The sequence below is a fragment of the Pseudomonas sp. KB-10 genome (assembly GCF_018221585.1).
Classification (GTDB): Bacteria; Pseudomonadota; Gammaproteobacteria; order Pseudomonadales; family Pseudomonadaceae; genus Aquipseudomonas; species Aquipseudomonas yangonensis.
In genome coordinates this window covers 209,521-221,742 of record NZ_QYYB01000004.1, presented here as the reverse complement: position 1 = coordinate 221,742, position 12,222 = coordinate 209,521, and the positions used below count along the sequence as shown (strand labels likewise).

At 63.9% G+C, this 12,222-nt stretch carries 11 protein-coding genes; 1 reads left to right on the top strand and 10 read right to left on the bottom strand.

What is annotated here, in order from left to right; all coding sequences use genetic code 11:
* Positions 1–219: 219 nt before the first annotated feature.
* The gene (locus tag DXK50_RS12765; protein WP_212630566.1) at positions 220–1,140 is read right to left on the bottom strand and encodes a M23 family metallopeptidase; all 921 of its coding nucleotides are present in this window, start codon (positions 1,138–1,140) and stop codon (positions 220–222) included.
* Between the two features lie 78 nt (positions 1,141–1,218).
* On the opposite strand from DXK50_RS12765, the gene DXK50_RS12760 reads away from it, so the two are divergent.
* Positions 1,219–1,674 (top strand): DUF721 domain-containing protein, encoded by a 456-nt coding sequence (locus DXK50_RS12760; RefSeq protein WP_212630565.1) that lies wholly within the window; start codon positions 1,219–1,221, stop codon positions 1,672–1,674.
* A gap of 152 nt (positions 1,675–1,826) precedes the next feature.
* On the opposite strand, the gene lpxC is transcribed toward DXK50_RS12760, so the two are convergent.
* The 9 genes from lpxC to murD form a co-directional block, all read right to left on the bottom strand.
* Entirely contained in the window at positions 1,827–2,738 is a 912-nt protein-coding gene (gene lpxC / locus DXK50_RS12755) for a UDP-3-O-acyl-N-acetylglucosamine deacetylase (protein ID WP_212630564.1), read from the bottom strand.
* Positions 2,739–2,849: 111 nt separating this feature from the next.
* Positions 2,850–4,043, bottom strand: coding sequence for a cell division protein FtsZ (gene ftsZ, locus DXK50_RS12750; RefSeq protein WP_161864991.1), 1,194 nt, complete (start codon positions 4,041–4,043; stop codon positions 2,850–2,852).
* A gap of 46 nt (positions 4,044–4,089) precedes the next feature.
* The gene (gene ftsA, locus DXK50_RS12745) at positions 4,090–5,337 is read right to left on the bottom strand and encodes a cell division protein FtsA (RefSeq protein ID WP_147810556.1); all 1,248 of its coding nucleotides are present in this window, start codon (positions 5,335–5,337) and stop codon (positions 4,090–4,092) included.
* Between the two features lie 16 nt (positions 5,338–5,353).
* Entirely contained in the window at positions 5,354–6,220 is an 867-nt protein-coding gene (locus tag DXK50_RS12740; protein WP_161864990.1) for a cell division protein FtsQ/DivIB, read from the bottom strand.
* A 3-nt stretch (positions 6,221–6,223) separates the two neighbouring features.
* On the bottom strand, positions 6,224–7,165 hold the full coding sequence (locus DXK50_RS12735) for a D-alanine--D-alanine ligase (protein WP_212630563.1): 942 nt from the start codon (positions 7,163–7,165) through the stop codon (positions 6,224–6,226).
* Positions 7,162–8,562 carry a UDP-N-acetylmuramate--L-alanine ligase gene (murC, locus tag DXK50_RS12730; RefSeq protein ID WP_249186853.1) on the bottom strand — a complete coding sequence of 467 codons (1,401 nt, stop codon included), beginning with the start codon at positions 8,560–8,562 and terminating at the stop codon, positions 7,162–7,164. Before murC ends, DXK50_RS12735 begins: the two co-directional genes overlap by 4 nt.
* A 34-nt stretch (positions 8,563–8,596) precedes the next feature.
* Complete coding sequence (gene murG / locus DXK50_RS12725) at positions 8,597–9,667, bottom strand: undecaprenyldiphospho-muramoylpentapeptide beta-N-acetylglucosaminyltransferase (protein ID WP_212630561.1); 1,071 nt, start codon at positions 9,665–9,667, stop codon at positions 8,597–8,599.
* Positions 9,657–10,874: a putative lipid II flippase FtsW gene (ftsW, locus tag DXK50_RS12720; protein WP_161864986.1), complete on the bottom strand. Its 1,218-nt coding sequence runs from the start codon at positions 10,872–10,874 to the stop codon at positions 9,657–9,659. The genes murG and ftsW overlap by 11 nt, the downstream gene beginning before the upstream one ends.
* Positions 10,874–12,220, bottom strand: coding sequence for a UDP-N-acetylmuramoyl-L-alanine--D-glutamate ligase (gene murD / locus DXK50_RS12715; protein WP_212630560.1), 1,347 nt, complete (start codon positions 12,218–12,220; stop codon positions 10,874–10,876). The genes ftsW and murD overlap by 1 nt, the downstream gene beginning before the upstream one ends.
* Between the last annotated feature and the right edge of the window lie 2 nt (positions 12,221–12,222).

The window sequence follows — 12,222 nt, the reverse complement described above, 5'->3', positions numbered from 1 at the left end:
GGATGGAGGTCGGCGCAAAATCGCGACCTGGCAGCCTGCATGGCTGCGGGCGAAGGGGGCATTCTACCCGGAAAACCCGGGGAGGAAAGTGACGTTGTCAGCCCATTGCTGCCGCGTGATGGCGCAGGTCACGCATCCCCGGCGAGCCAAGGGCGTGGCGTGAAACGTTATATGAGGGTCGTATGCTGGCAATTCAAGGGCGGCGCGAAAGCGGCATGCTCACTCCACGCCGTTGGCTCGCGCGATGTACAGCGCAGGGTTGACCTGACGGCCATCCTTGCTGACCTCGAAATGGACGTGATAACCAGTGGAGCGCCCCGTGCGACCGACCTTGGCGATGGTCTGGCCGCGCTGCACCAGGTCACCGATCTGCGCGGTGTTGCTCTGGTTGTGCGCGTAGAGCGTGACGTAACCATCGGCGTGGCTGATTTCCACGGTATTGCCATAACCGCTTTTCTTGCCCGAGAAGGTGACCACGCCCGCCGCCACCGAGACCACATCGCTACCGGGCTTGGCTGCGAAGTCCATGCCCTTGTGCATGCTTGCGCGCCCCGTCAGCGGGTGCACGCGACGCCCGAAAGGTGATGACACATAACCTTGCAAAACCGGCCGGCCGGACAGCGTCTCGGCCTCGCTCAGGCGGCGCTCGCCGAGCAGTTGTTCCAACACTTCCAGCTGCTGTTCACGGCTCTCGACGCGCAGTGCCAGCTCGTCCAGCGCGTTCATGAATGGTGGCGGTGTATAAGCCGAAGCGCCCAGCGCATCTTCCGCCCCACCCTGGCCGACGCTCAGGGAGAAGTCGAACTCGCCGGCGTCCAGCTCAGCCAGTTCGGTAAGACGCTCACCCAGGGCATCGAGCCGGGTCAGGCGCGCCTGCAGGTCAGCGACATGCACGGCGAACGCGTCGAGCTGACGCTGGGCATCCTGACGCACAGCGCCGACCTGCTCGCGCTGCTGATCGAGCGCTTCGGCCAACGTGGCATCTATCACAGGTTCGGCCGTCAGCCACTTGGCCCCCAGCGCGGCACCAGCAGCGAGGCTCATGGCCAGCAACAGGAAGGCTGACAGCAGTAGCCAGCGCAGGTCCAGATTGATCGTTCGCGCCGAACCGTGGCGGCTATTGAGCAGAATGATATGCATGGCTTCCCCATTTCGCAGAACACAGGCCGGCAGCACGCTCTGCTACCATGACGGCTCTGCAACCAAAGGCCTCCTGCCATGACGTTTCGTCCCTTGCCGGCCCAGGCACCCGCTACGCTGCTGCGCGAAGCCAAGCCCCTGAAAGCGCTGTTCGGCCAGGCGCAACGCCTGTCCAACCTGCAGCGTCTTGTCGAAAACCAGCTACAACCCGCTGCCCGGGAACACTGTCATGTAGCGTCCTGGCGCGACGGCTGTCTGTTATTGATCGTGACCGATGGCCATTGGGCAACACGCCTGCGTTATCAGCAAAGAAGACTGCAACGACAACTGCAGGCACTCGAAGAATTCGCGACCTTAACGAAAATCCTGTTCAAGGTGCAACCTCAAGTCGGCCAGAATCGTGGAACCGATCGCACCCTTTATTTGTCCAACAGCGCCGCACAGAGCATCCAGGAAACCGCCGAAGGCATCAGCGACCCCAGGCTGCGCGCCGCATTGGAGCGTCTGGCCAGTCATACGCAGAAGGACGAATAACGCCCTTCCCCCGTTCGTCGGCGTGCTTCATTTCGCCGCATTCGCCAAGGACATGGCGCCATTTTTTCTTTTGCCCCCTTTCTCTGCCAAACGGCAGCACAAAAAAAGGCCACCCGAAGGTGGCCTCAAATAAAACTGGAAAGAGAGTAGGTTTACACGGTCGCAACCGGGCGCATGTAAGAGATCGGCGCGAGCTTGGCGTCTTCGAATGTCACCATTTCCCAGGCGTCGGCCTGCTCGATCAAGGTGCGCAGCAAACGATTGTTCAGTGCGTGACCAGACTTGAAGCCCTTGAACTCGCCGATCAGGCTGTTACCCAGCAGGTAAAGGTCGCCGATGGCATCGAGAATCTTGTGTTTGACGAACTCGTCCTCGTAACGCAGGCCGTCTTCGTTGAGCACGCGATACTCGTCGACCACGATGGCGTTTTCCACACTGCCACCGAGCGCCAGGTTCTGCGAACGCAGGAACTCGATGTCACGCATGAAGCCGAAGGTGCGGGCCCGGCTGACTTCCTTGACGAAAGACGTGCTGGAGAAATCCACACTGGCGCTCTGCGTGCGATTGCGGAACACGGGGTGATCGAAGTCGATCTCGAAGCTCACCTTGAAACCGTCGAAAGGTACGAAGGTGGCGCGCTTGTCGCCCTCCTCCACGGTTACCTCACGCAGGATGCGGATGAACTTCTTCGGCGCTTCCTGCTCCTGCAGGCCAGCGGATTGAATCAGGAATACGAAGGGACCAGCGCTGCCATCCATGATCGGCACTTCGGACGCGGAGAGCTCGACGTAGGCGTTATCGATGCCCAGGCCTGCCATGGCCGAAAGCAGATGCTCTACCGTATCCACCTTGACATCACCATTGATCAACGTCGTCGACATGGTGGTTTCACCGACATTCCCGGCCAATGCGCGGATTTCCACGATCGGGTCGAGGTCGGTACGACGAAACACGATACCGGTGTCCACCGGAGCCGGCTTCAGGGTCAGGTAAACCTTTTCCCCCGAGTGCAGGCCAACGCCGGTGGCACGGATGATGTTCTTCAGGGTGCGTTGTCTGATCATGGCTTGGCCGCTATATCGCTAGTTGCGAACTGTTTTCAACAATGGTCGGGAATGATAGCAGAACCGACCTTTGCTGAACACCAATCACCCATATACTCCTGATAAACTCCATCAATCAGCCTGGCGGCGCAGGAAAGCCGGAATATCCAGGTAATCGAGATCGTCCTGGGTATTGAGCTTAGCTGCGGTGGCCGCGCCGCTGTGGCTCTGACGCTGCACGGTCGGACGCTCGTAGTCCTTGTAGTTGACCGACTGCTCGCTGCGCGGCTGCGCGGCAGGCTGCTGGGCAACCGGCTGGCTGACTGCGACCTGCACGGTGTTGTCGACCACCTTGACCGGTTTTTCCATGCGCGCGCCCAGACCGGTGGCGACCACGGTGACGTGCAGCTCGTCACGCATGTCGGCGTCGATCACGGTACCGACCTTGACGGTCGCATGCTCGGAGGCGAACTGCTCGATGATGTTACCTACATCGGAGTATTCGCCCAGAGACAGATCCGGACCGGCAGTGATGTTCACCAGGATGCCGCGGGCGCCCTGCAGGTTGACGTCTTCCAGCAGCGGATTGCGGATCGCCGCCTCGGTGGCTTCGCGAGCGCGGTTCGGACCGCTGGCGCAGCCGGTGCCCATCATCGCCATACCCATCTCGCTCATCACGGTCTTCACGTCGGCAAAGTCGACGTTGATCATGCCCGGACGTTTGATGATGTCGGAGATACCGCGCACGGCACCGGCCAGCACGTCGTCAGCCTTGGCGAAAGCGGACAGCAGGCTGGCGTCCTTGCCGAGGATGGTCAGCAGTTTTTCGTTGGGGATGGTGATCAGCGAGTCGACGCTCTCGGCCAGCGCGCGGATGCCTTCATCGGCGATGACCATGCGCTTCTTGCCCTCGAACGGGAACGGGCGGGTGACCACGGCCACGGTAAGAATGCCCAGCTCCTTGGCCACCTCGGCGATCACCGGCGCAGCACCGGTACCGGTACCACCACCCATGCCGGTGGTGATGAACACCATGTCGGTGCCGGCCAGCACTTCGGCGATGCGCTCACGATCCTCCAGCGCGGCCTGACGACCGACTTCCGGATTGGCGCCAGCGCCCAGGCCCTTGGTCACGCCCGGGCCGAGCTGCAGCACGGTGCGCGCACCGATGTTTTTCAGCGCCTGCGCATCGGTGTTGGCGCAGATGAACTCGACGCCCTCGATGTTGCTGACCGCCATGTGATTGACCGCGTTACCGCCGCCACCACCGACACCGATGACCTTGATCACCGCGCTTTGTGGAATGTTGTCTACTAGTTCGAACATGATCCCTCTCCTTCCTTTCTAGTTGTGTAACGCCTACTGCAAAAATTTAGAAATTGCCTTGCACCCAACGCTTGATGCGTTCGAGTACCGGGGTTTTGCTCTCGTCCTGATAAGGACTGCCCACCGACATGGAAATGCCGTCGTTCTGCTTCTGCAGCCCGTACATCAGCAGGCCCACACCAGTGGAATAAATCGGATTGCGCACGACGTCCGCCATGCCCTTGACGCTGTGCGGTACGCCAAGGCGCACCGGCATGTGGAAGATTTCCTCGGCCAGTTCGACCGCGCCTTCCATCTTCGCCGTGCCGCCGGTCATGACGATGCCGGCGGGAATCAGATCCTCGTAGCCACTGCGGCGCAGCTCGGCCTGAACCAGGGTGAACAGCTCGTCGTAACGCGGCTCGACAACCTCGGCCAGAGACTGACGCGACAGATCGCGCGGCGGACGATCGCCCACGCTCGGCACCTTGATGGTTTCGCCGGCACCGGCCAGCTTGGCCAGGGCGCAGGCGTAGCGGATCTTGATCTCCTCGGCGTACTGGGTCGGTGTACGCAAGGCCATGGCGATGTCGTTGGTCACCTGATCACCGGCAATCGGGATCACCGCGGTGTGACGAATCGCGCCTTCGGTGAAGATGGCGATATCGGTGGTACCACCGCCGATGTCCACCAGGCACACGCCCAGCTCCTTCTCGTCTTCGGTCAGCACCGAATAAGCGGATGCGAGCTGCTCGAGGATGATGTCGTCGACTTCCAGGCCGCAGCGGCGCACGCACTTCTCGATGTTCTGCGCGGCATTAACGGCGCAGGTCACCACGTGCACCTTTGCCTCCAGGCGCACGCCGGACATGCCCAGCGGCTCGCGCACGCCTTCCTGATTGTCGATCACGTAATCCTGCGCCAGGGTGTGCAGCACGCGCTGGTCCGCCGGAATGGCGACGGCCTGCGCAGCGTCGAGCACGCGCTCGATATCGGCCGGGCTCACTTCACGGTCGCGGATGGCGACAATGCCGTGGCTGTTGAGGCTGCGGATGTGATTGCCGGCCACGCCGACGAAGGCCGAGTGAATGCGGCAGCCAGCCATCAGCTGCGCTTCTTCGACCGCACGCTGGATCGAGGCCACGGTGGATTCGATATTGACCACCACACCCTTCTTCAGACCGCGCGACGGATGGGTACCGATGCCGACGATTTCCAGCTGGCCGTCGGCCGTCACCTCGCCCACCAGCGCCACCACCTTGGAGGTGCCGATGTCCAGGCCAACGATCATCTTGCCGCTCTGCGCGCTACTCATTTAATCCCGCCTCTTCTCAATTCACTTTCTGCTCGGCCGCGGCCGGCTCCACCGGCTCACGCCAGGCCACGGCCAGACCGTTGGCATAACGCAGGTCGATGCGCGCGATGTTCGCGCTCTGTTCCTTCAGTTCCCGCTCGTAGATCGCGGCGAACCGACGCATTTTCTCCACCACGTGATCACGCCCCAGCAGGATGTCGATACGCTGGCCACTGGCGTTCTCGGTGGCCGAGAGGAACCAGCTGCCGCGCTCACGCAGTTGCAGCCCGACTACGGTGAAGCCCATCGGCCGCAGCAGCTGGCTGAGCATCTGATACTGCTGCATCACCTTCGGTTGCGCCCGCTTCGGGCCGGACAGCTGCGGCAGGTGCTGGTAGTTATCCAGCTCCTGCGGCGCGAAAGCCTGACCCTGGTTGTTGAGCAGCGCCTCGTCACCCCAGCGGGCGATGGGCAGTTGTTCTTCCAGGCGCACATCGATCTGATCCGGCCAGACACGACGCACTTCGGCATGGGCGATCCACGGCATGCGCTCCAGCTCTTCGCGCATGCCGCGCAGATCGGCACTGAAGAAGCTTGCCTCGATGAACGGCGCGATACGGCGCTGCACCGCCTGCTGGCTGACGTAGGCCAGATCCCCCTGCACGCTGATGCGCGCGATCGGGCGGTCGGCGTAAGGCAGCAGACGCTGCGCACCTTCATAGGCACCAAAGCCCAGACCGACCAGCAGCAACGGCCAGAGCAGACGCCCGACCCAGGAGAAATCCGCCTTGGGCAGACGCAGACGCATCGGCTCCTTGGCCACCAGACGGCTGGCGCCACGCGGCGCGGGCTTGCCGCGCAACGGAGCCCTTAGCGTGTCCTGGTGACGCAAAGCCACTGTCATGACTTAACCCCTCGCCTCGACACTGTCGGCCAGAATCGCCAGCACCAGTTGCTGGAAATCCAGACCGGCGGCGCGCGCGGCCATCGGCACCAGGCTGTGATCGGTCATGCCCGGCACGGTGTTCACTTCCAGCAACCAGAACTGGCCGCTGGTGTCCTGCATCACATCGGCGCGCGCCCAGCCCTGAGTGCCAACGGCCTCGCAGGCACGCGCGGTCAGCGCCTTCAACTCGGCTTCCTTGTCGGCGGACAGGCCACAGGGAATGCGGTACTGGGTGTCATCGGCCAGGTACTTGGCGTCGTAGTCGTAGAAGGTGTGCGGGGTACCGAGACCAATCGGCGGCAGCACCTCGCCACGCAACACGGCAATGGTGTACTCGGGACCGGCGATCCACTGTTCGACCAGCACCTGACTGTCGTAGCGGGCCGCGTCCTGCCAGGCAGCGACCAGCGCCTCGACGCTCTCGACCTTGGCCATGCCGATGCTGGAACCTTCATGGGCCGGCTTGACGATCAGCGGGAAGCCCAGTTCGGCAGCCGCCGCTTCGCAGTCGGCCTGCGAAGTGAGCACGGCGTGACGCGGCGTCGGCAGGCCGAGGCTGTGCCAGACCTGCTTGGTGCGCAGCTTGTCCATGGCCAGCGCCGAGGCGAGGATGCCGCTGCCGGTGTAGGGAATGCCGGCGCACTCGAGCAGGCCCTGCATGGAGCCGTCCTCGCCACCGCGACCGTGCAGCACGATGAAGGCGCGGTCGATCTTCTCGCTGTTCAGACGAGCCAGGAAATCATCCCCCACGTCGATGCCGAAGGCGTCCACGCCGGCTGCCTGCAAGGCGCTGAGCACCGCATTACCGGATTTCAGCGACACCTCGCGCTCGGCGCTCTTGCCGCCGAACAGCACGGCGACGCGGCCGAAAGCCTTGGGATCGAGGGTACTGTGCAAACTCATTTCGACTCCCCCACGAACAGTGGGTGCTTGATCAATTGCGGTGCTACCGCGCCGATATCACCAGCGCCCTGACACAGCAGGATGTCGCCGGCACGCAGCAGCGGCTTGAGCAGCGGCGCCAGGTCGGCGCCACGCTCGACATAGATCGGATCGAGCTGACCGCGCTGGCGGATGCTGTGGCACAGCTGCCGGCTGTCGGCACCGGGGATCGGCTCCTCGCCGGCCGGATAGACCTCCACCAGCAGCAGCACATTGGCTTCGCCGAGCACCTGCACGAAGTCGTCGTACAGATCGCGGGTACGGCTGTAACGGTGCGGTTGATAGACCATCACCAGACGGCGCTCCGGCCAACCGCCACGTACGGCCTTGATCACCGCGGCCACTTCACGCGGGTGATGACCGTAGTCGTCCACCAGCATCACGCTGCCGCCGTCCACCGGCAGTTCACCGTAAACCTGGAAGCGCCGACCGACGCCCTGGAAGCCGGACAGGCCGCTGACGATGGCAGCATCGTCGATGCCTTCGTCAGTGGCGATGGCAATGGTTGCCAACGCGTTCAGAACGTTGTGATTACCCGGCATGTTCACCGACACGTCGAGCGGCTCGCAGTCCGGACGCAGCACGGTGAAATAGGTGCGCATGCCTTCCTGGCGCACGTTGATCGCACGCACGTCGGCGTCTTCGCTGAAGCCGTAGGTCACGGTGGGACGACCAACCTGCGGCAGCAACTCGCGCACCACCGGATCGTCCACACAAAGCACGGCCAGACCGTAGAACGGCAGGTTGTGCAGGAACTCGATGAAGGTCTTCTTCAACTTGTTGAAGTCGCCGCCGTAGGTGCTCATGTGATCGGCGTCGATATTGGTGACCACAGAGACCATCGGCTGCAGATGCAGGAAGCTGGCGTCGCTCTCGTCGGCTTCGGCGATCAGGAAACGGCTGGAGCCGAGCTGGGCATTGGTACCGGCGGCGTTCAGCCGGCCACCGATGACGAAGGTCGGGTCCAGACCGCCAGCGGCGAACACCGAGGCCAGCAGGCTGGTGGTGGTGGTCTTGCCATGGGTGCCGGCCACCGCGATACCGTGGCGGTAGCGCATCAGTTCGGCGAGCATCTCGGCACGCGGCACCACAGGAATACGGCGCTCCAGTGCGGTGGCGACTTCCGGGTTGCTGGTGTTGACGGCGCTGGAAACCACCAGCACGTCAGCTTGCCGGGCATTCTCCGCGCGATGCCCGATAAAAATGGTGGCGCCGAAGTTTTCCAGACGCTCGGTCACGGCCGAGGCCTTGAGGTCGGAGCCGGACACTTCGTAGCCCAGGTTCAGCAGCACTTCGGCGATCCCGCACATGCCCACACCGCCGATACCGACGAAGTGAATGCGGCGGATACGGCGCATGCGCCGTACTTCGGCCTTGACGGCGGCAGGCGACTTAGCCACGCATCACCTCCTGGCAGATGTCGACCACCGTGCGGGTGGCGTCGGGCTTGGCCAGGCGACGCGCGGTGGCGCCCATGACATTGAGTTTTTCCAGGTGCATCAGAACCTCGGTGAGCTGCGCGGCAAGCGTGTCCGCGTCAGTGGCATGTTGCGCAAGAAGGACTGCAGCGCCCTCCTTCGCCAGGTATTCGGCATTGCGGCTCTGGTGGTCGTCGATGGCGTGCGGCAGCGGCACCAGAAACGACGGCAGACCCGCGGCGGCCAGCTCGCTGACGGTCAGCGCGCCAGCGCGGCAAACCACCAGATCGGCCCAGCCGTAGGCGCGAGCCATGTCCTTGATGAAGGGCGCGACCTCGGCTTTGACCGCAGCATCGCGATAACGCTCCGCAGTGATCTCGGCATGTTGTTTACCGGCCTGGTGGAACACCTGCGGACGCAGGTCAGCGGCAATTTTCCCCAGCGCAGCCGGCAACAATTTGTTCAGTGGCTCGGCCCCCAGGCTACCGCCGAGGACCAGCAATTTCGGCTTGCGACCGACCAGCGGCTCGCGCGGCGTTTCCAGGAACAGCTCCTCACGCACCGGATTACCGGTGGTGCGCCGTTTGTCGGATGCGCCGAAGGTATTCGGAAAGGCTTCGCAGATGCGCGTGGCGATACGCGACAGCAGGCGGTTGGCGGTACCGGCCACGGCGTTCTGCTCGTGGATCACCAGCGGTACGCCCGCCATACGCGCAGCCAGGCCGCCCGGACCTGTGACATAACCGCCCATGCCCAGCACGCACACCGGCTGCAATTCGCGCACGATGCGGCGCGCCTGCAGCAGCGAGCGCAGCAGCTGGAATGGCGCCTTGAGCAGCGACAGCTTGCTCTTGCCACGCAGACCGCTGACGTTGATCAGGTGCAGCGGCAAACCGGCTTGCGGCACCAGCTCGTTCTCGATGCCACGCGGCGTCCCCAGCCAGTGCACGCTGTAGCCGCGAGTCTGGAACTCGCGCGCGCAGGCCAGCGCGGGGAACACGTGGCCACCGGTGCCGCCGGCCATGATCAGCACATTACCGCGCATGGGCGACCTCCTTGTTCGGCTCGGCGAAATCCTCTTCGCTGAACTCGATATCCTCGTTGCCCAGAACGTTGCGCCGCTCCCATTCGATACGCAGCAGGACCGCCAGGCTGACGCAGCAGATCACCAGCGACGAACCGCCGTAGCTGAGGAACGGCAAGGTCAGGCCCTTGGTCGGCAGCAGACCGGTGTTCACGCCGATGTTGATCAGGAACTGGCCGATCCACAGGAAGGACAGGCCATAGGCCACATAGGCGGAGAAGAACTGCTTGGCCTTCTCGGCCCACAGGCCGATGTACAGGCCGCGCACGCAGACGAAGACGAACAGCGCCAGGGTCGCCAGCGCGCCGACCAGGCCCAGTTCCTCGGCCAGTACCGAGAAGACGAAGTCGGTGTGCGCTTCCGGCAGGTAGAACTGCTTCTGGATGCTGTTGCCCAGGCCGACACCGAACCACTCGCCGCGACCGAAGGCGATCAGTGCCTGAGTCAGCTGATAGCCCGAGCCATACTGGTCCGCCCAGGGGTCGGTAAAGGTAATCAGACGCTGCAGGCGATATTCCTGGGTTTGCACCAGGACGAAAACGGCGCCGACTGCCAGGGCCACCATCAGGCCGAAGCGCAGCATGCCGACGCCGCCAAGAAACAGCATGGCCATGGCCGAGCCCATCATCACCACGGTGGCGCCGAAGTCCGGTTCCAGCAGCAGCAGGCCGGCCATCGGCAGCAGCACCACGAACGGCTTGAAGAAGCCCATCCAGCTTTCGCGCACTTCTTCCTGGCGACGCACCAGATAGCCGGCCAGGTAGACCACCACGAAGACCTTGGCGATTTCCGAGGGCTGCACGTTGAAGGCGCCGAAGCCGATCCAGCGCCGCGCACCGTTGACCTCACGGCCGATACCGGGGATCAGCACCAACACCAGCAGGCCGAACGCCGCCAGCAGGAGCATCCAGCCATAACGCTGCCAGAAGCTCATCGGGATCATCAGCACGATGCCGGCAGCGCCGAGACCGATCACCAGATAAACCAGGTGGCGAATCATGTGGTACAGCGGGTTGCCGGACAGCGCCGCCGCCACTTCCGACGAAGCCGAGGTGATCATCACCAGGCCCAGGCCGAGCAAGCCGAGGCAGCCAGCCAGCATCGGGAAGTCGACGTCGAAGCCGCGACCGAGCAGCGGCGAGGGGCGCACGCGCAGAAAGGCCAGCATCAGACGAGCCCTCCCACGGCCTGGGCGAACAGGCGCCCGCGCTCTTCGAAATTCTTGAACATGTCCAGGCTGGCACAGGCCGGCGACAGCAGCACCGCATCGCCAGCCTCGGCCAGTTCGCTGCAGCGCTGTACCGCTTCTTCCAGGGTTGTCACCCGCTCCAGCGGCGCGGCATCGCCCAGCGCGGTGGCGATCAGTTCGGCATCACGGCCGAGCAGCACCACGGCACGGCAGAAGCGTGCGACCGGGTTCTTCAGCGCGGAGAAGTCGGCACCCTTGCCGTCGCCACCGGCGATCAACACCAGCTTGCCGGCGATATCCGCACCGAGGCCTTCGATGGCCGCCAGCGCCGCGCCGACATTGGTGGCCTTGGAGTCGTCGTAGTAGTTCACCCCGGCGCGCTCACCGACCCACTGGCAGCGGTGTGGCAAACCGGCGAACTGACGCAACGTGGCGAGCATGGCCTCCATCGGCAGGCCGACGGCATGGCCGAGGGCCAGCGCCGCCAGGGCGTTGGATTGGTTGTGCGCACCGCGGATCTTCAGTTCGCTCACCGGCAACAGCGCCTCGAAGCGAAACGCCAGGGATTTCTCGCCGTTTTCTTCGAGCAAGCCGAAGCGCTTGAAGTCGGCTTTGCCCAGGCCGAACTCCCAGCAGGTCACCTGATCGGCGATCAGCGGGCGCGATAGCGCGTCGTCACGGTTGATCACCACCTGACGGGCGCCACGGAAGATCCGGTGCTTGGCCAGGTGATAGGCCGGCAGACCGCTGTAGCGATCCATGTGATCTTCGCTGATGTTCAGGCAGGTGGCCACTTCGGCATTGAGCTGATCGGTGGTTTCCAGCTGGAAGCTGGACAGCTCCAGCACGTACAGCTCGACATCGTCGGCCAGCAGATCCAGTGCCGGCGTGCCGAGGTTACCGCCAACGGCGACGCGCTTGCCGGCGGCAGCCGCCATCTCGCCCACCAGGGTGGTGACCGTACTCTTGGCGTTGGAGCCGGTGATGGCGACGATAGGCGCCTTGGCGTGGCGGGCGAACAGGTCGATGTCGCCGGACAGCTTCGCGCCGCGGGCGGCGGCTTCAGCCAGCGCCGGGGTCGAGACCGCCAGGCCCGGGCTCACGTACAGCTCCGAGGCGCGGCAGAGGAAATCCACGTCCAGCTCACCGCAACGCACTTCCACCTGCGGGTAGTCGCGCTTGAGCGTTTCCAGCTCCGGCGGGTTCGCGCGCGTGTCGGCCACGGCAAAGCGCACGCCCTGCTGCGCCAGGAAGCGCACCAGGGACATGCCGCTCTTGCCGAGGCCGACAACGATGCGGAACTGGTCGGAAGCGATCAACGACACGC

Coding starts and splice junctions, on each gene's coding strand:
- DXK50_RS12740 (WP_161864990.1), bottom strand. CDS start 6,220: ATGACAGTGGCTTTGCGTCACCAGGACACGCTAAGGGCTCCGTTGCGC.
- ftsZ (WP_161864991.1), bottom strand. CDS start 4,043: ATGTTCGAACTAGTAGACAACATTCCACAAAGCGCGGTGATCAAGGTC.
- ftsA (WP_147810556.1), bottom strand. CDS start 5,337: ATGAGTAGCGCGCAGAGCGGCAAGATGATCGTTGGCCTGGACATCGGC.
- murC (WP_249186853.1), bottom strand. CDS start 8,562: ATGCGCCGTATCCGCCGCATTCACTTCGTCGGTATCGGCGGTGTGGGC.
- DXK50_RS12760 (WP_212630565.1), top strand. CDS start 1,219: ATGACGTTTCGTCCCTTGCCGGCCCAGGCACCCGCTACGCTGCTGCGC.
- ftsW (WP_161864986.1), bottom strand. CDS start 10,874: ATGCTGGCCTTTCTGCGCGTGCGCCCCTCGCCGCTGCTCGGTCGCGGC.
- DXK50_RS12765 (WP_212630566.1), bottom strand. CDS start 1,140: ATGCATATCATTCTGCTCAATAGCCGCCACGGTTCGGCGCGAACGATC.
- lpxC (WP_212630564.1), bottom strand. CDS start 2,738: ATGATCAGACAACGCACCCTGAAGAACATCATCCGTGCCACCGGCGTT.
- murG (WP_212630561.1), bottom strand. CDS start 9,667: ATGCGCGGTAATGTGCTGATCATGGCCGGCGGCACCGGTGGCCACGTG.
- DXK50_RS12735 (WP_212630563.1), bottom strand. CDS start 7,165: ATGAGTTTGCACAGTACCCTCGATCCCAAGGCTTTCGGCCGCGTCGCC.